Below are 20,743 nucleotides of genomic sequence, written 5' to 3'. Positions count from 1 at the left end.
TAGGGACGCACCCGGCGCGCGTGAAAAGCCGATTTCAGCTTACGTTATGCAGGCGCCGGGAATTGCCGCGTGCGGTGACATCAGTGCTGGATGCCCCAGCGCCGCACGGTCACGCGTTCGAGCGTGTCGAACACGAGGTTCTCGACGAGCAGGCCGATCACGATGACGGCCGCGAGGCCGGCGAACACGCGATCCGTATACAGCTCGTTGCGGTTCTGGAAGATGTACCAGCCGAGCCCGCCCTGGCCCGCGCTCGCGCCGAATACCAGCTCGGCCGCGATCAGCGTTCGCCACGCAAATGCCCAGCCGACGCGCAGGCCCGACAGGATCGACGGCAGTGCGGCCGGCACGAGGATCAGCGCGATCTGGCGCAGGCCCGTGAGGCCGTAGTTGCGCCCCGCCATCTTCAGCGTGGCCGGCACGCCCGCGAAGCCCGTATACATGCTGAGCGCGAGCGGCCACAGCACCGCGTGCACGAGCACGAACAGCAGGCTGCCGGTGCCGAGCCCGAACCACAGCAGCGCGATCGGCAGCAACGCGATCGACGGCAGCGGATTGAACATCGACGTCAGCATCGCCAGCAGGTCGCGGCCGATGCGCGTCGATACCGCGAGCGATGTCAGCGCGAATGCGAAGCCCACGCCCAGCGCGTAGCCGCGCAGCAGCACCGACAGCGAGATGCCCGTCTTCACCAGCAGTTCGCCCGACTCGATGCCCTGCACGAACGCGGCCAGTGTCGCGCCGAAGGTCGGCACGAGCAGATCGTTCGCGACGATGCGCGCGACGATCTCCCATGCGGCAATCAGCACGAGTGCGATGACGCTGCGCCGAAACCATCCCGCGCCGGCGACGCGACGCCACAGCGGCGCCGGCACGGCACGTTCGGCGTCGGGCAGCGTGTCGAGCGTGCGTTCGTATTCGGCGCGCACGGGCGGCAGCGGCGGCAGGGACGGATCGATCGTGCTCATGATGCGGCTGCCTCCGTCGTCGGGGCGTGGGTCGAGTCGGTATCGAACAGCAGGCGATGGATCCGCGCGACGTTGTCGCGGAAGTCGCCGGTGTCGACGTTGTCGAGCGAATGCTCGTGGCTGTTGAGTTCCGCACGCACGCGGCCCGGATGCGGCGACAGCAGCAGGATCCGGTTGCCGACGACGAGCGCTTCCTCGATCGAATGCGTGACGAACAGCAGCGTGAAACGGAATTCGTCCCACAGGCGCAGCAGTTCCTCCTGCATCTTGCGGCGCGTCAACGCGTCGAGTGCGGCGAACGGCTCGTCCATCAGCAGCACGCGCGGCTGCATCGCCAGAGCGCGCGCGATCGCGACACGCTGCTTCATGCCGCCCGACAGCGTGTGCGGGTAGGCGTCGGCGAACCCGCTCAACCCGACCTTGTCGAGATAATGCAGCGCGCGCGCCCGTGCTTCGGCGCGCGACAACCTGGCGGCGGCACGCAACGGAAACGCGACGTTTTCGACGACCGTCTTCCACGGCGGCAACTGGTCGAATTCCTGGAACACCACGACGCGGTCAGGGCCCGGCCCGCGCACCGGCCGGCCGTCGAGCGCGATCGAACCCGATACGGGCTCGATGAAGCCGGCAATCGCCTTCAGCAGCGTCGACTTTCCGCACCCCGACGGGCCGAGCAGCACGAAGCGGTCGCTGCCGTACACGTCGAAGCTGACCTGGTGGGTCGCGCGCACGATCCGCGCGCCGCTGCGGTATTCGAGGTTCACGCGGTCGATGGCGAGCAGGCGTTCACTGTGTGCGCCGGCCTGCGCGGCGTCCGGCGCGGGCCGGCCGGCGACTTGCGCGTCGGGCTCGGGGTGGCCGGCAGGCGCCGCGCCGCCGCGTGCTGCATACGGCGGCAGCCAGGTTCGGGGAGAAGTGGCGTTCACGATCGAATCTCTTGCGGGTAAAGCATCAGCATGCGGCCAGCCCTTTCGCGGGCCAACCATCGATTGCCCATATCGAAACCGCACCGACGCATAAGCGTCGATCGCGGCGTCGAAGCGCCTCTGCTCAACTGCCGCCGGCCGTCGCCGGATCGTCGAAGAAATAGTCGCGCCACGACTTCGGTTCGTTACGGATCGCACCGGTGCGGTGCATGAACTGCGCGAGCGCGAGCGTGTTCTGCGGCGCTGTCTTGAACTGCACCTGCGGATTGCGCAGGATCTTCAGCAGCAGCGCGCGATCGATCTTCGATGCGTTCACGCGGATATAGGTATCGGCGGCGCGCTCGGGATCGGCCGCGATCTGGCGCGCGGCTTCGGCCAGCGCGGCAACGAATGCGCGATAGGTCTTCGGGTTGTCGTCGCGGAATTTCTCGGTGGCATACAGCACCGTCGCGGAGCTCGGGCCGCCGAGCACGTCATAGGAATTCAGCACGATGTGCGCGTTCGGGTTGCCGGCGAGTTCCTGCTCCTGAAACGGCGGATTGCCGAAGTGGCCGGTAATCACGCTGCTGTTCGCCAGAATAGCCGCCGTTGCGTCCGGATGCGGAATCGCCTGCGTGAGCGCGTCGAGCTTGTCGAATTGCTTGTCGCCCCACTGCTTCGCGGCCGCGTATTGCAGCACGCGCGACTGCACCGACACACCGACCGCCGGCACCGCGATGCGGTCCTTCGTGCTCAGGTCGGCGATCGTCTTCACGTTCGGGTTGCTGCTGACGAGGTAGTACGGGAAATTGCCGAGCGACGCGACGCCCTTCACGTTCTGCCGGCCGCGCGTGCGGTCCCACACGGTCAGCAGCGGCCCGACGCCCGCGCCCGCGATGTCGACCGCGCCGGACAACAGCGCGTCGTTCACGGCCGCGCCGCCCGACAGCCTGACCCAGTCGACCTTGATGTCGAGGCCGGCCTTGCGCCCTTCCTTTTCGATCAACTGCTGGTCGCGCGCGACGTTCAGCATCAGGTAGACGACGCCGAACTGCTCGGCGATGCGGATGCGGCCTTCCGCGTGCGCGGCTTGCGGGGCGAGTGCGCCGGCGAACGCGAGCGCTGCGGTCAGTGCGGCCGCCAGCGCGCGGCGCGCCGGCAAAAACGAAAACGACATCGGAACTCCAGTCAGGATGGGGCGGAAGATTGACGCGGCGGCACGTGGCTCAGAAAGGCGCGTCGCCTTCGATCGTCGTGCGATACAGCTTGCGGCGCAGATGATCGGGCGTGCCGGCGGCGAGATGCATCAGCGAACGGTTGTCCCAGAACACGAGATCGTGCTCGCGCCATGGGTGCCGGTACACATGCTCGGCACGCACGCTGTGGGCGAACAGCTCGTCGAGCAGCGCGCGGCTTTCGTCATCGGGCAGCCCGACGATGCGCGTCGTGAAATGCTCGCTGACGAACAGCGCCTTGCGGCCCGTTTCCGGATGCGTGCGCACGACCGGATGCACGACCGCGGCAACCTGCGCGATCTGCTCGGGCGACAGGTTCGGCCGCCACGGGCTGCGCGCCTGCAATTCCGCATAGCGCGCGAGATACGTATGCTCGGCGCGCCGCCCTTCCACCGCGCGGCGCAGATGGGCCGGCAGCGTGTCCCACGCGAGATGCATGTTCGCGAACAGCGTGTCGCCGCCTTCGGCCGGCAGTTCCTGCGCATGCAGCAGCGAGCCGAGGCTCGGCTTCTCCTTGTACGACAGGTCCGAGTGCCAGAAATGGCCCGCGTCGCCGAGCCCGATCGGCTTGCCGTTCTCGACGACGTTCGACACGATCAGCACCTCCGGATGGCCGGCGAGCGCGAACTGGTGCAGCACGTGGATCTGCAGCGGGCCGAAGCGGCGGCTGAACGCGATGTGCTCGTCCGGCGTGATGCGCTGGTCGCGAAACACCAGCACGTGATGGTCGAGATGCGCGCGATGAATGCGCGCGAAGTCGTCGGCGTCGAGCGGTTGCGACAGGTCGAGGCCGACCACTTCGGCACCGAGCGGCGCATCGAACGGCACGATGTCGAAGTGCTGCGCCGCAACGCGCGGCCGCGATGCGGGCGGATGCCCGGCGCAAAGCGATGCGTCGTCGAGGATGGCGGTAGTCGTCACGGCACGGCCCCCTGATTCGGTCAAAACGCGAATCTACGAGTGCGTGCCGGACGGCGTCAACGAAGCGATTCCGATACGTTTATCTGCTGCGCTGATAAAGATCGCTGCTCCCGCATACGGGGCGGCAGCGGGCGGCGGGCTCATGTGCGAAAGCGGCCGATCGCGGCGGCCGTCACGACGCCGTCGACGGGTCGGGTACCTGCACGGCGCCTTCCGGATACCGGATGTCGACCAGCCCGTTCTTGTCGCGGATGCGTAGCGGCGGCGCGGCTTCCACGCTCGCGCGGTCGACGCCTTCGCACACGGCCAGGGTCGTGTTGGTCCGGTCGTACACGCGCGGGTCGTCGACCGCGAAGGCCCAGTTCAGGAAGCGCAGGCTTCTGGGGTCGATTCCCGGCAGATGTCGATTTCAATTCGATTGCCGCATTCCGGCACGTATGAATGGCGTTGGGCGCCAGCGTGCGTCCATTTCAATGCATGACGCGCCCGGCGGACGCAATGCGGCGAACGAGCTCAATCGACGCGCCGTGAAAACGCGCTTCGACGCACCGGTCGGAAATTTGCGGATCGTTTGCCGCTGCAGCTTTCGTGAAGCGTGATGACAACATCAGATCGAGAATCGATCGATATCGGGAGCGCGTGCAGACCGTTGGTCAACGGTCTGCACTGAACGGATGTGCCGTCTATTGGAATATTGGGCGGCCCTCGGAACAAGGTGTGTATTGAAACAAAATCCCGTGCCGCTGATAACTGACAACATTGACAGGGATTGTTCCAATTCGAGTGGCTACCGAGTCGACGACAGCACCGCCCGATTGGAAATGAGCGGACGATCTTTTACGCGTGACGCCATTTGGCCAATGTAGGCAGTTCGCGCTCGGTGATCGGATCATCCAGACGGAGCCAGCTATAAAACGTGCCGTGCCATCCAGGAACGGGGAGCGGAGCCGTGCAGCGAATGTCAGGAGGGCCCGGCCGATAGGCCTGAAATGGCCAGAATAGCGGCATGATGCGGCGCGCTTCCATGTCTTGGCGCAATTCGGCCGGTCCGCCCGCGTCGGACACGATATCGCAGTGGAACGACCAGTCCTCTTCGCTCCAGGCGAGAAATACACTGGGCGCGCCGACGGCATCGAACATCAGCACCGCGTCCTGATTGGGGCGCCAGTAGTATTCGACGATGCCTTCCCGCGCGGCCACCTCATCGATCAGCTTGACGATCCGTGGATCCCGGTAGGTCGCCCCCGCTTCATGCAGGCTGATGTGCCCGCGGGCCGCGCAGCACTTGCGTTTCGCGTCGTCCAGCGCGCTCGCCAGCTTGCGCGCCATCTCGACGTCGGTTTTCTTCAGATAGCAATCGATCAGTCCCGCGTTGAACGCGGCCACCGCCTCGCGCTCGTCGGCGATGCCGGTGAGCAGGATTTTCATGCAGTTCGCGTTGCGGATGGAGGTCAGAAACTGGATGCCGTCGACCTCCGGCATCGAATAGTCGACGACCACCGCGCCCACCGCCTCGAATCGGGCAGGATCGGCGAGCGCATCCTCGCCGATCGCATTCCCGCCGGTTTTCTCCGCACCGAAATAGTCCGCAGCCGTGGGGGGACTCTCCGCGTCACGCGATGACACGAAGTCGAGCGCCGCCCGGGGGTGCGTAAAAAAGTGGTTCAGGCGTTCGTCCGGAAATGCGCCCCGCAGCGCCTGCAGGAAATCCGGATTGTCGTCGACAAATACCACGGACACGGGGTAAAGCACCGGCTGCCTGACGAAGGGTTGCATAAGAGTCTCGATAAATCAGCAGAAAAAGAGGCGGTATCGGAGACGCTTTACCGCGAATGATTATCGCGGCAATTATCCGGCGAAAGTGGGACGCACATCAACTATTCCTCATCCGCTAATTCGGCACGTTTCAACCATGCCGCTCAGCGGAATTGCACGGGGAGAATCGGGCCATTCCTTCTCGTTGAAGGAATGCGCCGCTACCGCCAGTAGCGATTCAAGGAGTTATCCATGTTGACGCGAGACGCGATTCTTCACGTCCTTTCCAACGAAACGGCCTATCTTTCCGAGAAAACCTTCCACCATGTGGTCGACATTTACCTCAAGGATTCCAATGCCTTCATGAATACGTATTTCGCACGTTATTTCGAATGGCAGGGCGTGTGCCGTGAACGCTGGTTTCACGAATGCATCCACGACAACCTGATGGGGGCCGGCGGGGCGTTCGTGACGAAGCGCGCGCATCAGGAATACGTCCACGAGACGTTTCCGTTCCAGCGCGTGGATTGCTTTCTCAATACGTTCGAGGTCCGGCAATGCTCGGCCTATCTGCTGTTTCGCTTCTACGTGGACGGGCGGCAGGTATCGCTGGGGTATCAGCAGATCGTGTTTGCCGGCTCCGACAAGCGGATCCGCCGGTTTCCGCCGGGCATCATCGAGCGGGTCAAGGCGTATGAGCTGATCCTGCCGTCCAGCGCGAACTGAATGTGAGACCGCCCTACCCGACGCGATAGCGCGGGGGGAGCGCCGGCGGACCGTTCAATGTCGGATCCGCCGGCGCGCCGGGCTCAGGCAGCCGAATCGTGAACGTGGTCCGCACGCCGGGAACGGATTCGCACGTGATGGTGCCACCGAGCGCTTCACATGCGCGGCGGCAAAAACTCAGGCCCATGCCGGCGCCGCGACCGTGCGACTTGGTCGAGAAAAAGGCGTCGAAGATTTGAGGGAGCACATCGGGGGCGATGCCCGGGCCCGTATCGCTGAAACGCACCACGCAGTAACCGTTGCTGCGATGCGCGTCGATCTCGATCTGCCCACGGCCGTTTGCGTGGATCGCGTACAGCGCGTTTTTCAGCAGATTGAAGATGACGAAGATCACGAGCGAGTCGGATCCAAAAAACCGGATGTCCGTATCGATCGCGTCGACCGATACCCGGTCCCGCTCACCCGGACGGAACGGAAAGCGATCCACGGCGGCTTCGACACAGGCCCGTATCGGATAGGCCGCGAAACTGTGGCGATCGAGCCGGTCCAGCGTAAAGGACGCCAGGGACATCTCGACTACCGTACTCGTGGTATCGACCTGGCGCCGGATCGACGACGCGAGCGTCGGCAGCCGCTCCAGTTGCCCGGGATACAAACCGTCGGCGCACAACCGGTGCTCGACCGCCAGCCGATAGCCGCGCACCAGCACCGGCAGGACTGAGCGTAGCTCGTCCGCGTGCAGGCCGATCGCCGCCAGCGGCGTGGCCACTTCGTGCGCGACCGTCGCGGCCAGCAGATAGGGGCCCATCAGCCCATAGCGGACGATCGACGTCGCGAGTATCCCGAGACTGATCGCGATAAACAGCACCCCGACCGGATAGAAGTCGACGCCGTAGTTCACCGCGTAGTCGGTCGCCGCGAGCGAGTAGAGGCCCAGGCTGACGAGGCATTGCGTGAGCAACTGCCGGACGTCTCGCGCCCGCCCCTGACGTCTTGCCTCGATCAGGAGCCAACCGCTGCGGCAGACCAGGAGTACCGTCTGCGCGACGTGCAACGGATGCAGCGGGCCCGCGTTGGGATACGGGCCAAAGAAATGCGGGCGGAATCCATCGACGACCGCATTGCTGGTGACCAGCAGCACGGCCAGCAGGACGCAGAGTCCGTAGGACGCGAATATGAGCGGCCGCTCGTCCCGACGCGATACGACTTCCGTCACGAAATGATAGAAGGTCGTCGGCAGAAACAGGATGAACAGATAGCCGGCCTTGACCAACACGTTGGCGACGTCCGCGTCGGTCGTCTGGAACAGGAAGGCCCACGTTCCCTGCCAGACGAAGGTCGTCGCGCACATCAGGACGAACGGGACGGATACCCGCGTGAGCCCCTTGGTGGCCAGCACGTAGAGGCCAAACCCGAGAAACAACGCGGATACGAACGCAGGCAAGATCGAGTACATATGCGTGAATCCAGCATGTTGACGGGTCGCGCACCACTGAACTGTCCTGGCCGGTGCCGTTCGCGAGAGTAGCACGCCGAGCCAGGCGTGCGAGCGCGGCGGGTTTGTCCACGGGGCTGCCGCGCATCACGACTGTTGCTCGCGCGGTGCCGTATGCCGGGTAGCGTTGACCAGAATGAAATTGTCGCGGTTTGCGAAGCAAGCTTGTCACTTCGCCGTTCAACGTTGGCCGGAAGGTGCGAAGGCCTCGTGAATTCGTGAGGCTGCACGTCGCGAATCCACGCTGTCGCTGGCCGTGGCCTCGCGAAGCCCCGTATCAACTCCCCTGCGCTGCCGTTGCCGCGTGGGCAGCCTCTGTCGCGCGTCGTGCGAACCCTGATTTTGGGTCACACATCCACGTCGTCACGATAAGTTTTCTTATCACAATAGATCTGTTGTAGATCGGAACTCGCATTTGCGCGAACGCCCCGCATGCAACGGGGCGTTCGCCTTTCAGCGCCCGATCGGCAACCCGGTCGGCTCGATCCAGCCCAGCTTGTAAGCGATCAGCAGCGACAGGAACAGCGTGACCGACAGCCCGACGCGCGCCGCGAGCGACCATGCCATCCGCTTGGACTTGCCGCGATCGTGATTCATGAAATACAGCGCGAAGATCAGGCTCGCGATGATCATCGCGAATGCCACGGAAACCAGCAGAGTTTTCATTGGTGATGCCCTTGAAGATCGGAATCGGCCTGAATCAGTTCGGCCAGTTTGTGCCGCTCGTCGGCGAGCGCGCCGACGCCCGACGCCGGCCAGTCCAGCGCGACGCCATTGCCCAGCGAATCGCGCACGAGCGCCTGGTAGCGCCGGTCGTTGATCCGGCCGTGGTCCATCGTTTCCGAGATCTCGCGCCGGAACGGCAGCGGGAAACTTGCGTATGCGCGCGACAGCGCCGCATATTGTCTCGCATCGATCTCTTTCGACGATGGTATGACAGTCCAGATCACCACAGCCACGATGGCCGTGAACGGGATCGCCGTATAGCGAAGAATGAACTTGATCGGGGTCATGAAACGGTGGGCAGAAGTGATCGCGAATGCGCGCGGCGCGCCCATACGGTAGCGAAACCGCAATCGGGCCGCAGTCAGGCCGCGCCGGATGACATTGTACTGAAAGCCCTATTCGACTAACAGAGTATGATAATGGCATTATCATGTTCATCACATGATTAGAGAGACCCGGCACCTGTGCGCAGGCGGCGTGCCCGCCCTGCCGTCCGGTGCCGGTCGTCATGTCCATGCCCGCGACCCGCGGCGATTGAGCGAAGCCCTGAGCCCCTATGCCAGCGCAGTACTTTCGAAACCTGACGGGAAAACACCGCAGCGCGACCGCGAACCGTCAGCTCGGGTTCTCGCTGGCGTTCGTCGCCGGCGCGGCCAATGCCGGCGGCTTCCTCGCGGTCAAGCAATACACGTCGCACATGAGCGGCATCGTGTCGGCGATCGCCGACCAGACGGCGCTCGGCGACGTGCGGCTCGCGCTGGCCGGCATCAGCTCGCTGGGGTCGTTCCTGATCGGCGCCAGTTGCTCGGCGATCCTCGTCAACTGGGGCCGCCGTCGCGGCCTGCACAGCCAGTTCATGCTGCCGCTGCTGGTCGAGGCCGCGCTGCTGCTCCTGTTCGGGCTGCTCGGCAGCCACCTCGCGCTGTGGGAAACCTTCTTCGTGCCGGTGACCGTGACGCTGCTGTGCTTCATCATGGGATTGCAGAACGCGACGATCACGAAGCTGTCGGGCGCGGAGATCCGCACGACGCACATGACGGGCATCGTGACCGACCTCGGCATCGAGCTCGGGAAGCTGTTCTACTGGAACCGGTCGGCGGTCGACGTCGACGCGCAGGCGGTGGTCGCCAACCGCTCGAAACTGCGGATTCACGCGACGATGCTCGCGTCGTTCTTCATCGGCGGCCTGGCCGGCGCGATCGGCTTCAAGCATGTCGGCTACGTGTCGACCGTGCCGCTTGCCGCGGTGCTCGTCACGCTCGCGATCGTGCCGGTGATCGACGACCTGCTCGTGTTGCTCCGCAGCAGGCGCTGATCGCGCACCGGGAGCGCGCTTTCGGCGGCGGCGCCGAAGGCGGATCGATTATAATTTGATTAACATACCGACCACCCTCGCCCCGCAATGGAAACGAAAACCGCCCGCCTGACCGTCCTGATCGACCCCGCGAAAAAGGAAGCCTTCGAGATGCTCTGCGCGGAGCAGGATCTCACGCCGTCGCAAGTCGTGCGGCAACTGATCCGCGAGTATCTCGACCGCCACGGCGTGACGTACAAGACCAAGAGCGCGCTCGGCAAGCGCGTGAAGTAACGGCCGGCCGGACCGGCCGCGCCTGCCTGCAGGCTACGCGCCGATCTCCCATCGCCCGTGCGGCTGCGCACGCATCACCAGCCGCTGCGGGTCGACGCTCTCCCCAGCCTTCATCCGCCTCGCCGTGGCCGCCAGCTTGAGCTCGCCGGCCCGCGCACACCCAAGGGCGCGTTCGAGCAGGATCCGCAGCGACGGCAGCCGGCCGCCCCCCTTCCACGCGAACGCGATGAAGTTGTTGTCGTCGCCGCACGGCGCCAGCGTGTACGACGCGCCGAATACGGCGCGCAACTGCTCGAGATGCTCGGGCAGCGCGGGATCGTCGTCCATGAAGTTGATTGCCAGCACGCCGTTTTCGCTCAGGCGCGCGTGACATGCGGCGAGGAACGCGGCGCCCGTACAGCGGCCCCGCATGCCATCGGCGACGAACGCGTCGTGCAGGATCACGTCCGTCCTGACATCCGCCCTTGCCAGATGATCCGCGCCGTCGGCGCACACCACCGTGAACCGGCCGTCATCAGCGGGAATCCTGAAAACGTCACGCAGCGCGATCACGTCCGGGTTGATCTCGACCGCGTCGATCGTCGCGCCGGGCAGGTGCCGGTAGCAGTACTTCGCCAACGAACCGCCGCCGAGCCCGAGCATGCAAATGTGCGCGGGCTCGGGCTGCAGCAGCAGAAAACCCATCATCACGCGCGTATAGCCGAGCTCGAGCCGGCCCGGATCCCGGAGCGACATGAAGCTCTGCGTGCCGAAATGGTCGAAGTGCAGTGAAAGCGCGTGCTGCGTCTCCAGCACGAACGGCCGGCCGTCGTTCAGCGGCGTCGCCAGGAACCTGACGAACGCGTCGTAGGAAATTCGATCCTCGGCCATGAACGGGCTGTCGATTGCTGACGGTCGATGGGAGCGTGCGCGCTCAGACTTTCTTCAGGTAGCAGGCCTTCAGCATGAAGCCACCCATGTCGGTCTTGCAGTCGACCTCGTGATCGCCGCCGACGAGCCGGATGCTCTTGACCTTGGTACCCATCTTAAGCGTGATCGACGAGCCCTTCACGCGCAAATCCTTGATCAGCACGACCGAGTCGCCATCCGACAGCACGTTGCCGTTGGCGTCCTTGACGACGTCGCCCGCCGGTTCGTCGCCCGTTTCGGCGCCGGCGCCGGCCGACCATTCATGGCCGCAGTCCGCGCATACGGTCAGCGTGCCGTCCGGGTAAGTGTTTTCCATCGCGCATTGCGGGCAGGCGGGGGCGGCGTTCATTGCAGCTTCCATTCAGGGGAGTTGAGTCGTCGATAAAAAGGCCGGACACGCTGGCAGCGTCGCCCGGCCCGCCTGAAGACACGCGCCGACGGGTCGGCGAGCCGCCTCCGGCGCACACGACATTATAATGCAATACACATATCTTGGCATCTGTATTATAATCAGCGTTTTCGCACCGTTCGCCGGACTTACCGCCAGTTTCGCCGAGAATGCCGGCACATGAACGCAGGATGCACATGCCCAGGCGGCGCTGCCGGCTTACCGGCGTCATGCGGAAAAACGCGTTTCTCCCGTGCCTGGCGCACCGCCGGCCCGGCGCCGCATACCGATCCCGACGTTCCGTCCAGAGGCTCTCCGACATCGTGGCAACCGTTGTGTACGTTGAAATCGGCCCCGCGTGGAACCGCAACCGCGGCTACGCCGCACGAGCAGCAGCCGTCGACGCGGCGCGCGGCTTCGAAAGCGACATCCTGCTGATCGCGAACGGGATCAGCAGCGACGCGAAGGACAGCGCCGCCGTCGCGGCGCTGCAGGTGCACGGCGGCACGTCCGCCCAGGTGCTGGCCACCGGCCCCGACGAGGAGGCGGCGCTGCAGGCGCTGCTGCCCGTGCTGCAGGCGAGCTGAGCGGCGCGCCACCCGATGTCACGGCACCCCGCCCACCCCGAATCCCCTTTTCACGAGGAAGCGATGAGCGACAACTTCACGCCCAACCCCCCGAACCTGTCGGCCTCCGCCATCTGGGCGCTCGAGCGTCTCGCCGACGTCCGCTACGGGCGCGATGCGCCGGCGCTCGGCTGGTCGATCGCGAGCGAACTCGTCAGCGCGGGCTTCGTCAGCCATCCCGCACACGGCCGCTCGGGCGCGTCGATCACGGCCGAGGGTCGGACCTTCCTGAAGAACCGGAAGTAGACCGCCGGCGGCCGCGAATCAGCTTGATCCCTCCGGGCATCATGTCGAGTGCCGGATGCACATCGGACGGGAGGCGCACCGCATGAAAGCGCGGTTATCGCGCGGAAAGACGATGGAATGGCGTCCGCTTCCCGTACGGCGTCGTCGATGCGGCGGCATCACCTGGCCGCCCGCACCGCAGCCCGTCCGTGCAAGGGTTTTGCTATCATTCCGGCGCCCTGTCTTGCCGAATTGGACATGCCCGCTCGCAGCGGGCCGCCGTCGCCTGCCGTCAATCGTACGTCGTCGCTCGCCGAGGTACATCGCCGGCCGATCTGCCTGCCGGTGCGTGAATGGAACCTAACCAGCGCGGCATCGACATGCTGACGGCCTGACCGTCCCATGCCCCTCCTCTCCGGAAGCCACGATGCCGCCTGTCTCCTCCCCGCCCGTTCTCGATACGCCGCGTCTCATCCTCGAAGGCCATCCGCTCGGCGACTTCGAGGCGCTCGCCACGATGTGGGCCGAGCCGAAGGTCGTCGAGCACATCTTCAACGGCAAGCCGTCCGCGCCGCGCGACTCGTGGATGCGCATGCTCGCGTATCGCGGGCTGTGGCCGCTGCTCGGCTATGGGTACTGGGCGATTCGCGAGAAGGCGTCGGGCCGCTATGTCGGCGATCTCGGCTTCGCCGATTTCCACCGGCTCATCGAGCCGTCGATTCGCGGCGTGCCGGAAGCCGGCTGGGCCCTTGCGACGTGGGCGCACGGCAAGGGGTACGCGACCGAGGCGCTCTCGGCCGCGCTGGCATGGCTCGACGGGCAACACCGGTTCGAGCGCAGCGTGTGCCTGATCGCGCCGACCAACGTCGCGTCGATCCGCGTGGCGGAAAAGGCGGGTTATGGGGAGCCGGTGCAGATCCGGTTCAACGATACCGACTCATTGCTGTTTTCGCGCGCGCGCCGCTAGGCTGCCGGCGGACGGGTGACGCGGGCGGGCCGTATGGACGGCACTGGCGCGCCCTCGCCGCTCACTCCACGACCGGTTCATACAGGCTCGTAAAGAGCCCGTTGTCCATCGGCCAGCAGTTGCCGCAATCATCGCGCAAGATCCAGTCACCCGACTTCACCGAACGCCAGCCTTCCGGTGTGGCGATCGCGCGTCCGCCTTCACGGGTTTCCACCCGATCGTGGTCGCCATCCGCGAACCACCGTGTTGCATCGACATAACTGATGCGTTTTCGAAATCGCATACCGCCACCGAAATGTTGAGACCTAACCGGCATGTTCAAGGATCTGTCCGTGTCAATGCGTGTACGGCGCGAAGCGCCGTGAAGTGGCTGAGCGCCACGAAGGGGATCGGGCGGCCATGGCATCGGCCCCGGGCGACGCCAGCCGGGTTTCGTGCAACGCCTTCCGGCTCTCCGCGACGCGTGCCTCCAGCGTTTCCCGTGCGGTGATCGAGATCCGGATATCGATCTCCCGCATTCTCCGGAGCGCCGCGTGAACCTCGTCGGGTTGACCGGGTGACAGCGTCATCAGGAACGCCGAACGTGTTTCCGCTGCCCGGACGGCCTCGCTCCAGTCGGCCCGGGCGACCGCGACTTCGATCGCAGTCGTGAGTGCATCGAGACTCCGGATGATTTGAAGCGGCGTCATTTCGCATTCCTATCAGAACATCCTGCCGGCCACACGTTTGCCGCCTGGAAGGCGGGAAGACGTCGACATTGATTCGCGCGCGTCGGGCACCGGCAGTGCCGCGCCCAACGGACGCACCGGGCGAGCAATGGCACGCTGTCGGTCACCGCCACCGCGTTGGCATTCCCTTTGGTGGCCAGCCGGTAAGCCGGTGTGCAGCATGCTCGCCATCGAGTCGCCACGATTGTAAGGACCTGTTCGTTGCCCGTTTCGTAATATTTTGTAATGATATGTCGAGCAATCTTTACCGGCTTGCGGGCCGGGCGAGTGTGCTTTTCACGCGCCATTTTTCCGCAAACGTTTTCGTTCGAACGACTTCGCGCCAGCGGTCCTCGGCGGTCATGAAGCGGATCCCGCGCCTGAGCTTATCGCCCAACCATCGCCCCGTTCCGCGACGACACGATTCCACACTTTCGCCCATTTGCCCGGCTGCATGGGCCGGGTGATTCGCGTGCGGACGGGGCGGTCGAGCGATGCAGATTTCGCTACATTCCAGCGAAATGTTTGGACGTATCATGCGCGTCTCTTCAGTCACCCCATGGTCGGACTGGGCTTGAGCGCTCGCCACTTTCCCGTTTCATCCCCTCGTTTAGCGATGCCCATCCGAATCCTGCTCGTCGAAGACGACGTCCACTTGTCCGCACTGATCGCAGACTATCTGCGCACGCATCAGTACGAGGTGGACCGCCTGTTCGACGGCACCGACGCCGTCGCCACGATCGTCGCGCGTCACCCCGACCTGGTGCTGCTCGACATCAACCTGCCGGGCAAGGACGGCTTCGAGATTTGTCGCGAGGCACGCATGCGGTACGACGGCATCGTCATCATGATGACGGCCCGCGACGAGCTGTTCGACGAGTTGCTCGGCCTGGAATTCGGCGCGGACGACTTTCTCCACAAGCCGGTCGAGCCGCGCATCCTGCTCGCGCGGATCAAGGCTCATCTGCGACGGGTGCGTATGCGCCCGGACGATGTCGAGCCCGCATCGCCTCATCGTTTCGAGTTCGGCAAGTTTTCGATCGACCGGGCCGATCGCAAGGTTCGTCTTCCCGACGGCAGCGCACCCCGCCTGACGTCGACCGAGTTCGACCTGCTGTGGGCGCTCGTCTGCCGCGCCGGCGAGGTGGTCAGCCGAAAAGACCTGACGCTGCTGCTGCGCGGCATCGAGTTCGACGGCTTCGACCGCTCGATCGACGGCCGCATTTCGAAGCTGCGCCGCAAGCTGCGTGACGACCTGACGGAACCGAAGCGAATCAAGACGATTCGCGGCAAGGGCTATCAGTTCAGCAAGCACGCGTGGGACTGACGCGCTGCGTCAGGTGCCCGTCGTCTTCTCGCCGGGCGCGGTGACGGGCGTCTCCGGGGCGCGCGCCAGCCCTTGCGCGAACACCTTCAACCCTTCGAGCAACGGCGTCAGCGCGTCCCACAGCGCTTCGTCGTGCAGCAGCCGGTACGCGCCGCGCACGCCGGGTGCGACATGCTCGTGCTGCGCCGGCTGCCACGCGCCGACGTGATGCAGCGCGTCGGCGGCCGCGAACACGGCCTTGCCGAACTGTTCGGGCGGAATGCGCGACAGCGCCATCAACAGCACCGCGAGATTCTGCATGCCGCTCTGCATGCCCGGCTTGTCGAGCGCATCGACGAACGTGTCGGCCAGCCGCGCGTTCGCGCTGACGACCTCGGTCGCCAAATGCAGGAATCCATGCCGGTGCAGGCTGCCGAGCAAATGTTCGAGCGCATCGTGCGCGCTGGGCTCCGGGTGCGGAGGCGTCGTGTCGGGGGACTGACGTTCGGTCATCGGCTTTCTCCGGTTGGGACGCCACGTGGCCGCCGCGACGGCGGCCACGCGCGCCGGTTGCGTGTCGTTCGTCTGACGCCGCCCGCCCGGCGGCAGGCCGGGCAGGTGCGCGAACCGCGCGCCGCTTGCGCCGCGGCGGTTGCGTGCGCGGTTTTCATCGGCGAGCCATGCGGCCCGCGTGTCGAACGGCCGGGCCGGTACGCGCTGACCGGCCGCCGCCCTACCGCATGTTTCCCGTATGGCCCAGCGAATAGCGGCCCGGTTGCGGCCACACCGTCAGGCCGTGCGGCTCCATGCCGACGGGAATCGACCGGACCGCGCCGCTCGTGGTGTCGATCGCGTAGACGACGTCATCGAAACGGCCCGACAGCCACAGCGTGGTGCCGTCCGCGCTGACGTTGCCCATGTCGGGGCTGCCGCCGCCGGGAATCGGCCACGTTGCAACCACCTGGCGGGTCGCGAAATCGAGCACCGATACGCTGCCCTTGCCGTGACGTGGCCCATGGACGCGATTGGAGCCGCGATTCGCGATATAGAGCTTCGTGCCGTCGCGGCTCGGGTACAGGCCGTGCGTCCCGACGCCGGTCGGGATGAAGCCGATCTTCGTGAAGGCGTCGCCATCGATGACGTACACCCCGTCGGCCATCATGTCGGCGACATAGAACACCTTGCCGTCGGGCGACACGCGGATGTCCTGCGGCATTCCTTTCCGGTCGAGCTCGAGATAGCCGACCACCTGGCGGTTCACGAAATCGATCTTGGCCAGCTTGCCGCCGAACTCGCACGTGAAGAGCGCGTACCGGCCGTCGATCGAAAAGTCGGCATGGTTGATGCCCTTGCATTGCGGCACATCGAGGCTCGATTTCAGCGCCATCGTCTTCGGGTCGCGGAAGTCGAGCCGCGCATGTGCCTCGGCCACCACGATCGCATCGTGGCCGTCGGGCGTGAAATACATGTTGTACGGATCGTCGACGTTCACTGGCTGGCCGGGCTTGCCCGTCTTCGGGTCGATCGGCGTCAGGCTGCCGTCGGTTCGCCCTTCCGCATTGTTCGCGACCCACAGCGTCTTCAGGTCCCAGGCCGGCACGACGTGCTGTGGGCTACGGCCGACCGCGAACCGGTCGACGACCTGGTACGTGGCCGGGTCGATCACGTAGACGTCGTTCGATCTCAGGTTCGGCACGTAGATGCGCGGCAACGCGCCCGCTACCGCCGCGCTCATGCGGCCGGCCTGCGCCTCGCTGTACAGGTTGTCGGGATGGACGACGGGCGGCATGCCGGGTACGGTCGCGACGGCGGCCGCCGCGATCGCCCCGCGGGCACCGACGGCCAGCGCCGCCACGATGACGGCCGCGGGACGGGGGAAGCGAAGATGACGGCGAAAGCGCGGTTGCATGACGATGTCCCGGTTCGATTGAAGGGAACGACGACCAAGGTGGCGCGATGGCGCGGCTGCGTCAGCGGCCGGCGATGTCCTTTCTGATCGCGTCGACGGTGCGCGACACGATGGCGTCGGTGCCCAGCCGGCCGAGTTCGACACTCGCGTGACGCGGATCGCCGCCGTAGACGCCGTCGACGGCACCGGGCTTCGCGGCGTTGCGCAGCTTGTCGACCCTGACCATGCGCGGCTCGACCGCCAGCAGCAGCGCCGTATCGGCCAGCCCCGCATGCGTGCCGATATCCGCGGCCGGCACGCCGTGCTCGCGCAGGATCTGGTCATAGCCGTCGGAACTGGTGCCGTAGTATGCGGCCGGCACGAACGCGCGCGCCCCCGTGCCGGCCCACGACTTGTTGAGCCGCGCGACGGATTGCTTGATGTCGTTCTGGTAGCCGCCGTGGTCGCCGAGAAACACGATGTTCGTGAAGCCATGGACGCGGAAGCTGTTGGCCGCGGATTCGAGGGTCTTTTCGAAGACGTCGTCGGGCACGGTGATCGTGCCCGGGAAACGCATGTGCGACGTCGGCGGCGCATAGCCGCCCTCGGGCACATAGGCGATGACGGGCGCGACGATCGCGTTGCCGAGGCCTTCCGCGATCCGCCCGGACAGCACCCTGACCCGCGCGTTGTGCTTGCCGAGCGCGACGTACGGGCCGCTTTGCTCGGTCCCGCCGATCGGAATCAGGATCGTGGTCTTGCCGGCCCGGATGCTGTCGCGCAGTTCGGTCCAGGTCATGTCTTCGAGTTGCACCGTGCCCGGCGCCTGGGCGAGCACGGCTTGCGCGACGGTGACAGCGAGGGCGGCGAGGATGGCGCGTGGCAGGCATTTCATCGCGGATTCCCGGCGTAAGGAAAGAAACGACGCGGCGTTCTCTCGCACCATAAACGAACTCGCGCGACTTGTCGCTGACCGACGCATGACGCTTCACGCCGCAGGTCGAGAGAAAGGATTTCGTCAGGATGCCGTCTTGCGTCGTGACGCCTGTCACTCCCGGTCAGCACGCGCCCTCTCCTCATCTGCGCCCATCACGCCGGCAACACGGCCACCGCCTTGATCTCGACGATATAGCCCGGCGCGCCGCCCAGCATGTGCGCACCGACCGCCGTCCACGCCGGCTTCGGGTGCGCCGCGAGGTAGCGGTCGCGCACCTGCATGAACAACGGCAGGTCGCGCATGTCGGTATGGAAGGTCGTCAGGTCGACCACATCGTTGAACGATGCGCCTGCCGCTTCCAGCACAAGCTTCAGATTCTCGAACGCCTGCACGATCTGCGCTTCACGGCCTTCGACGAGCTGCATCGCCGCATCGCGGCCGATCTGGCCGGATACGTACAGCGTATCGCCGACCATCAGGCCCGGCGCATAGCCGATTTTCTCGTACACCGCTTCCATGCCCGCCGGAACGATGGCTTTGCGATCACGCATGAGAGTCTCCGTGGCCGGCGTCTTCGCACCGGCCGATGGGTTGTCGATGAACACAGGTTGAACACGTGCAGGTGGCGCCACGACACATCGCTCAACCCGTATCGCCGCCCGCGACCGGCAGCACCGTGCCGGTGATGTAGCTCGCCTCGTCGGACGCGAGGAACAGGATCGGCGCGATCTGTTCGTCGAGGCTGCCGTAGCGCTTGAAGAACGTCGACTCGGTGACCTGGCGTACGGCCTCGCCCATCCATGCCTGTTCCTGCTCGCTGTCGCCGGCCGCGTTGCGCGGCACGCGTCGCGGCGGCGCGCTGGTGCCGCCCGGTGCGGTGGCCACGACCCGGATGTCGTGCTCGGCGTATTCCATCGCGAGCGCCGCCGTCAGGGCATTGACGCCGCCTTTCGCTGCCGAGTACGGCACGCGGCGGATGCCGCGCGTCGCGTTCGACGAGATGTTGACGATCGTGCCGCCGCCGCGCGCGAGCAGATGCGGCAGCACCGCGTGGCACGTATAGAGCGTCGGCATCAGCGAACGACGGATTTCCGCATCGATCTGCGCGGGCTCGAATTCGGCGAACGGGCGCATGCGAATCGCGCCGCCGACGCCGTTGATCAGGATGTCGATGCCGCCGAACGTCTGCGCGGCGTACGCGATCGCCGCCTGCGCACCGTCGTAGGTTTCGAGATCGGCGACGAAGCCGGCCGTCTCGCCACCGGCAGCTTCGGCCGCGACGTCGGCGACGAAATCCGCGCGATCGACGAACAGCACCCTGCCGCCTTCGGCCGCCGCGCGCAGCGCGACGCCGCGGCCGATGCCCTGCGCGGCGCCCGTGACGACGATGACCTTGCCAGAGAATCGTTGCATGATCACGCCGCCTTTGCCGTGACGTTGGGGGTGAACTTCTCGTAGTGGAAGCTGTTCGGCTTCACGCCTTCGTCGTCGAAATACTGGCGCACCGCGTCGACCATCGGCGGCGGCCCGCACAGATACACGTCGACGTCGCCGTCGTTCAGCGCATCGGCCGGGATGTGCTGCGTGACCCAGCCCTTGCGCGGATGGCTCGACGCCGCATCCGCGACGACCGTCGCGAAGCTGAAGTTCGGCAGTTTCGCCGCGTAGGCTTCGATCGCGTCGACCAGCACGAGGTCGAGATCGCGCGTCACGCCGTAGATCAGGTGCACCTTCTGCCGCGACCCGGTGCGTGCGAGCACCTCGAGCATCGACAGGAACGGTGCGAGCCCCGTGCCGCCCGCGAGGAACAGCAGCGGCCGCTGCACGTCGCGCAGGTAGAAGCTGCCGAGCGGCCCGTGCAGTTCCAGCGTGTCGCCGGGCTGCGCCGATTCGAGCCACGTGCTCATCACGCCGCCGGGGATCTTCTTGATCAGGAAGCTGACCTTCGCATCGGCCGGCGCCGACGAGAACGAGTAGGACCGGTGCTGCCCGCTCGCGGGCACGTCGATGTTCACGTACTGGCCCGGCAGGAACACCGGCGCGGCCGCGCCGACGTCCAGTTCGAGCACGACGGCCGCGTCGTTGTGCTGCTCGACCTTCGTCACCGTGGCGGCGAACCCGCTCTGGCCCGTCTTGCACGCGACCGACGACGTCGGCACCGCGATCACGCAATCGCTCTGCGGCACCATCTGGCACGTCAGCACGAGGCCGCCGTCCTTTTCGTCCTCGGTGAGCGCGGCGTCGATGTAATCGTCGCCGAGGTCGTAGCGGCCGCTTTCGGCGCGGCACTTGCAGGTGCCGCACACGCCGTCGGAGCAATCCATCGGCAGGTTGATCTTCGCGCGGAAGGCTGCGTCGAGCACCTTCTCGCCGGCCTTGCAGTCGATGAAACGGGTTACCCCGTCCTCGAAGTTCAGTGCAATCTTGTAGCTGGACATGGCGTCGCCTCCACTTCCTTGTCTTTGATGACG

The 20,743-nt window shown here is 65.7% G+C and carries 26 protein-coding genes; 7 read left to right on the top strand and 19 right to left on the bottom strand.

The annotated features are described in order from the left end of the window. Positions 1-80: 80 nt before the first annotated feature. The 6 genes from LGM56_RS33625 to LGM56_RS33600 all read right to left on the bottom strand — a co-directional run bounded on the left by LGM56_RS33625 (position 81) and on the right by LGM56_RS33600 (position 5,805). Positions 81-968 carry an ABC transporter permease gene (locus LGM56_RS33625; protein ID WP_089498652.1) on the bottom strand — a complete coding sequence of 296 codons (888 nt, stop codon included), beginning with the start codon at positions 966-968 and terminating at the stop codon, positions 81-83. Further along, entirely contained in the window at positions 965-1,954 is a 990-nt protein-coding gene (locus LGM56_RS33620; protein WP_226207915.1) for an ABC transporter ATP-binding protein, read from the bottom strand. Before LGM56_RS33620 ends, LGM56_RS33625 begins: the two co-directional genes overlap by 4 nt. Before the next feature lie 64 nt (positions 1,955-2,018). Continuing rightward, entirely contained in the window at positions 2,019-3,050 is a 1,032-nt protein-coding gene (locus LGM56_RS33615) for an ABC transporter substrate-binding protein (protein ID WP_226207914.1), read from the bottom strand. A gap of 49 nt (positions 3,051-3,099) precedes the next feature. Then, the gene (locus LGM56_RS33610) at positions 3,100-4,029 is read right to left on the bottom strand and encodes a TauD/TfdA dioxygenase family protein (RefSeq protein ID WP_413226813.1); all 930 of its coding nucleotides are present in this window, start codon (positions 4,027-4,029) and stop codon (positions 3,100-3,102) included. Between the two features lie 172 nt (positions 4,030-4,201). Further along, positions 4,202-4,363 carry a hypothetical protein gene (locus LGM56_RS33605; protein ID WP_226207913.1) on the bottom strand — a complete coding sequence of 54 codons (162 nt, stop codon included), beginning with the start codon at positions 4,361-4,363 and terminating at the stop codon, positions 4,202-4,204. A gap of 503 nt (positions 4,364-4,866) precedes the next feature. Further along, complete coding sequence (locus LGM56_RS33600) at positions 4,867-5,805, bottom strand: response regulator (RefSeq protein ID WP_226207912.1); 939 nt, start codon at positions 5,803-5,805, stop codon at positions 4,867-4,869. 231 nt (positions 5,806-6,036) lie between these two features. On the opposite strand from LGM56_RS33600, the gene LGM56_RS33595 reads away from it, so the two are divergent. Beyond that, complete coding sequence (locus LGM56_RS33595; protein WP_226207911.1) at positions 6,037-6,510, top strand: acyl-CoA thioesterase; 474 nt, start codon at positions 6,037-6,039, stop codon at positions 6,508-6,510. A 13-nt stretch (positions 6,511-6,523) separates the two neighbouring features. Here LGM56_RS33595 and LGM56_RS33590 read toward each other — a convergent pair whose 3' ends face one another. From LGM56_RS33590 to LGM56_RS33580, 3 genes are all read right to left on the bottom strand, one after another. Further along, a complete protein-coding gene (locus LGM56_RS33590) occupies positions 6,524-7,966 on the bottom strand; it encodes a sensor histidine kinase (protein WP_226207910.1) in 1,443 nt (480 codons plus the stop codon). Between the two features lie 492 nt (positions 7,967-8,458). After that, the gene (locus tag LGM56_RS33585; protein WP_006489184.1) at positions 8,459-8,671 is read right to left on the bottom strand and encodes a twin transmembrane helix small protein; all 213 of its coding nucleotides are present in this window, start codon (positions 8,669-8,671) and stop codon (positions 8,459-8,461) included. Further along, positions 8,668-9,018, bottom strand: a complete 351-nt coding sequence (locus LGM56_RS33580) for a hypothetical protein (RefSeq protein ID WP_089444220.1) — start codon at positions 9,016-9,018, stop codon at positions 8,668-8,670. The genes LGM56_RS33585 and LGM56_RS33580 overlap by 4 nt, the downstream gene beginning before the upstream one ends. Positions 9,019-9,287: 269 nt before the next feature. On the opposite strand from LGM56_RS33580, the gene LGM56_RS33575 reads away from it, so the two are divergent. After that, positions 9,288-10,046, top strand: a complete 759-nt coding sequence (locus tag LGM56_RS33575; protein ID WP_089498645.1) for a YoaK family protein — start codon at positions 9,288-9,290, stop codon at positions 10,044-10,046. A gap of 87 nt (positions 10,047-10,133) precedes the next feature. Continuing rightward, a complete protein-coding gene (locus LGM56_RS33570) occupies positions 10,134-10,319 on the top strand; it encodes a ribbon-helix-helix protein, CopG family (RefSeq protein WP_021158209.1) in 186 nt (61 codons plus the stop codon). A 33-nt stretch (positions 10,320-10,352) separates the two neighbouring features. On the opposite strand, the gene LGM56_RS33565 is transcribed toward LGM56_RS33570, so the two are convergent. Both LGM56_RS33565 and LGM56_RS33560 read right to left on the bottom strand, forming a co-directional pair. Then, entirely contained in the window at positions 10,353-11,189 is an 837-nt protein-coding gene (locus LGM56_RS33565) for a spermidine synthase (protein WP_226207909.1), read from the bottom strand. 43 nt (positions 11,190-11,232) lie between these two features. Beyond that, positions 11,233-11,577, bottom strand: coding sequence for a zinc ribbon domain-containing protein YjdM (locus LGM56_RS33560; protein ID WP_021158207.1), 345 nt, complete (start codon positions 11,575-11,577; stop codon positions 11,233-11,235). Between the two features lie 362 nt (positions 11,578-11,939). Here LGM56_RS33560 and LGM56_RS33555 point away from each other — a divergent pair, with 362 nt between their 5' ends. The 3 genes from LGM56_RS33555 to LGM56_RS33545 all read left to right on the top strand — a co-directional run bounded on the left by LGM56_RS33555 (position 11,940) and on the right by LGM56_RS33545 (position 13,434). After that, positions 11,940-12,203, top strand: a complete 264-nt coding sequence (locus LGM56_RS33555; protein ID WP_179250258.1) for an HPr family phosphocarrier protein — start codon at positions 11,940-11,942, stop codon at positions 12,201-12,203. 63 nt (positions 12,204-12,266) lie between these two features. After that, positions 12,267-12,488, top strand: a complete 222-nt coding sequence (locus tag LGM56_RS33550) for a hypothetical protein (protein WP_089463946.1) — start codon at positions 12,267-12,269, stop codon at positions 12,486-12,488. A 406-nt stretch (positions 12,489-12,894) separates the two neighbouring features. Continuing rightward, the gene (locus LGM56_RS33545) at positions 12,895-13,434 is read left to right on the top strand and encodes a GNAT family N-acetyltransferase (protein ID WP_226207908.1); all 540 of its coding nucleotides are present in this window, start codon (positions 12,895-12,897) and stop codon (positions 13,432-13,434) included. A 61-nt stretch (positions 13,435-13,495) separates the two neighbouring features. Here the strand turns inward: LGM56_RS33545 and LGM56_RS33540 are convergent, their stop codons facing one another. Continuing rightward, positions 13,496-13,750: a hypothetical protein gene (locus tag LGM56_RS33540; RefSeq protein ID WP_226207943.1), complete on the bottom strand. Its 255-nt coding sequence runs from the start codon at positions 13,748-13,750 to the stop codon at positions 13,496-13,498. A 19-nt stretch (positions 13,751-13,769) separates the two neighbouring features. Next, complete coding sequence (locus LGM56_RS33535; RefSeq protein ID WP_226207907.1) at positions 13,770-14,123, bottom strand: hypothetical protein; 354 nt, start codon at positions 14,121-14,123, stop codon at positions 13,770-13,772. Positions 14,124-14,757: 634 nt separating this feature from the next. On the opposite strand from LGM56_RS33535, the gene LGM56_RS33530 reads away from it, so the two are divergent. Further along, the gene (locus LGM56_RS33530; protein WP_089498642.1) at positions 14,758-15,468 is read left to right on the top strand and encodes a response regulator; all 711 of its coding nucleotides are present in this window, start codon (positions 14,758-14,760) and stop codon (positions 15,466-15,468) included. A gap of 9 nt (positions 15,469-15,477) precedes the next feature. Here LGM56_RS33530 and LGM56_RS33525 read toward each other — a convergent pair whose 3' ends face one another. The 6 genes from LGM56_RS33525 to benC form a co-directional block, all read right to left on the bottom strand. Then, positions 15,478-15,960, bottom strand: coding sequence for a DUF1641 domain-containing protein (locus tag LGM56_RS33525; protein ID WP_226207906.1), 483 nt, complete (start codon positions 15,958-15,960; stop codon positions 15,478-15,480). A 220-nt stretch (positions 15,961-16,180) separates the two neighbouring features. Further along, positions 16,181-17,356: a YncE family protein gene (locus LGM56_RS33520; RefSeq protein ID WP_226207905.1), complete on the bottom strand. Its 1,176-nt coding sequence runs from the start codon at positions 17,354-17,356 to the stop codon at positions 16,181-16,183. Positions 17,357-17,417: 61 nt separating this feature from the next. Continuing rightward, on the bottom strand, positions 17,418-18,230 hold the full coding sequence (locus LGM56_RS33515) for a creatininase family protein (protein ID WP_089463942.1): 813 nt from the start codon (positions 18,228-18,230) through the stop codon (positions 17,418-17,420). A 194-nt stretch (positions 18,231-18,424) separates the two neighbouring features. Beyond that, positions 18,425-18,823: a RidA family protein gene (locus LGM56_RS33510; RefSeq protein WP_089498638.1), complete on the bottom strand. Its 399-nt coding sequence runs from the start codon at positions 18,821-18,823 to the stop codon at positions 18,425-18,427. 91 nt (positions 18,824-18,914) lie between these two features. Further along, entirely contained in the window at positions 18,915-19,685 is a 771-nt protein-coding gene (gene benD, locus LGM56_RS33505; protein WP_226207904.1) for a benzoate diol dehydrogenase BenD, read from the bottom strand. A 2-nt stretch (positions 19,686-19,687) separates the two neighbouring features. Continuing rightward, a complete protein-coding gene (benC, locus tag LGM56_RS33500; RefSeq protein WP_226207903.1) occupies positions 19,688-20,710 on the bottom strand; it encodes a benzoate 1,2-dioxygenase electron transfer component BenC in 1,023 nt (340 codons plus the stop codon). Positions 20,711-20,743: the final 33 nt, after the last annotated feature.

Origin of the sequence: Burkholderia sp. AU38729, from assembly GCF_020419725.1 — a bacterium.
Classification (GTDB): Bacteria; Pseudomonadota; Gammaproteobacteria; order Burkholderiales; family Burkholderiaceae; genus Burkholderia.
Note: the sequence above shows the minus strand (reverse complement) of the source record. Positions and strands in the feature narration are given on the sequence as shown.

Excerpts from the sequence above, each read along its gene's own strand:
- LGM56_RS33625 (WP_089498652.1), bottom strand. The coding sequence starts at position 968 with ATGAGCACGATCGATCCGTCCCTGCCGCCGCTGCCGCCCGTGCGCGCC.
- LGM56_RS33620 (WP_226207915.1), bottom strand. The coding sequence starts at position 1,954 with ATGGTTGGCCCGCGAAAGGGCTGGCCGCATGCTGATGCTTTACCCGCA.
- LGM56_RS33615 (WP_226207914.1), bottom strand. The coding sequence starts at position 3,050 with ATGTCGTTTTCGTTTTTGCCGGCGCGCCGCGCGCTGGCGGCCGCACTG.
- LGM56_RS33600 (WP_226207912.1), bottom strand. The coding sequence starts at position 5,805 with ATGCAACCCTTCGTCAGGCAGCCGGTGCTTTACCCCGTGTCCGTGGTA.
- LGM56_RS33595 (WP_226207911.1), top strand. The coding sequence starts at position 6,037 with ATGTTGACGCGAGACGCGATTCTTCACGTCCTTTCCAACGAAACGGCC.
- LGM56_RS33590 (WP_226207910.1), bottom strand. The coding sequence starts at position 7,966 with ATGTACTCGATCTTGCCTGCGTTCGTATCCGCGTTGTTTCTCGGGTTT.
- LGM56_RS33585 (WP_006489184.1), bottom strand. The coding sequence starts at position 8,671 with ATGAAAACTCTGCTGGTTTCCGTGGCATTCGCGATGATCATCGCGAGC.
- LGM56_RS33580 (WP_089444220.1), bottom strand. The coding sequence starts at position 9,018 with ATGACCCCGATCAAGTTCATTCTTCGCTATACGGCGATCCCGTTCACG.
- LGM56_RS33575 (WP_089498645.1), top strand. The coding sequence starts at position 9,288 with ATGCCAGCGCAGTACTTTCGAAACCTGACGGGAAAACACCGCAGCGCG.
- LGM56_RS33570 (WP_021158209.1), top strand. The coding sequence starts at position 10,134 with ATGGAAACGAAAACCGCCCGCCTGACCGTCCTGATCGACCCCGCGAAA.
- LGM56_RS33565 (WP_226207909.1), bottom strand. The coding sequence starts at position 11,189 with ATGGCCGAGGATCGAATTTCCTACGACGCGTTCGTCAGGTTCCTGGCG.
- LGM56_RS33560 (WP_021158207.1), bottom strand. The coding sequence starts at position 11,577 with ATGAACGCCGCCCCCGCCTGCCCGCAATGCGCGATGGAAAACACTTAC.
- LGM56_RS33550 (WP_089463946.1), top strand. The coding sequence starts at position 12,267 with ATGAGCGACAACTTCACGCCCAACCCCCCGAACCTGTCGGCCTCCGCC.
- LGM56_RS33545 (WP_226207908.1), top strand. The coding sequence starts at position 12,895 with ATGCCGCCTGTCTCCTCCCCGCCCGTTCTCGATACGCCGCGTCTCATC.
- LGM56_RS33540 (WP_226207943.1), bottom strand. The coding sequence starts at position 13,750 with ATGCCGGTTAGGTCTCAACATTTCGGTGGCGGTATGCGATTTCGAAAA.
- LGM56_RS33535 (WP_226207907.1), bottom strand. The coding sequence starts at position 14,123 with ATGACGCCGCTTCAAATCATCCGGAGTCTCGATGCACTCACGACTGCG.
- LGM56_RS33530 (WP_089498642.1), top strand. The coding sequence starts at position 14,758 with ATGCCCATCCGAATCCTGCTCGTCGAAGACGACGTCCACTTGTCCGCA.
- LGM56_RS33525 (WP_226207906.1), bottom strand. The coding sequence starts at position 15,960 with ATGACCGAACGTCAGTCCCCCGACACGACGCCTCCGCACCCGGAGCCC.
- LGM56_RS33520 (WP_226207905.1), bottom strand. The coding sequence starts at position 17,356 with ATGCAACCGCGCTTTCGCCGTCATCTTCGCTTCCCCCGTCCCGCGGCC.
- LGM56_RS33515 (WP_089463942.1), bottom strand. The coding sequence starts at position 18,230 with ATGAAATGCCTGCCACGCGCCATCCTCGCCGCCCTCGCTGTCACCGTC.
- LGM56_RS33510 (WP_089498638.1), bottom strand. The coding sequence starts at position 18,823 with ATGCGTGATCGCAAAGCCATCGTTCCGGCGGGCATGGAAGCGGTGTAC.
- benD (WP_226207904.1), bottom strand. The coding sequence starts at position 19,685 with ATGCAACGATTCTCTGGCAAGGTCATCGTCGTCACGGGCGCCGCGCAG.
- benC (WP_226207903.1), bottom strand. The coding sequence starts at position 20,710 with ATGTCCAGCTACAAGATTGCACTGAACTTCGAGGACGGGGTAACCCGT.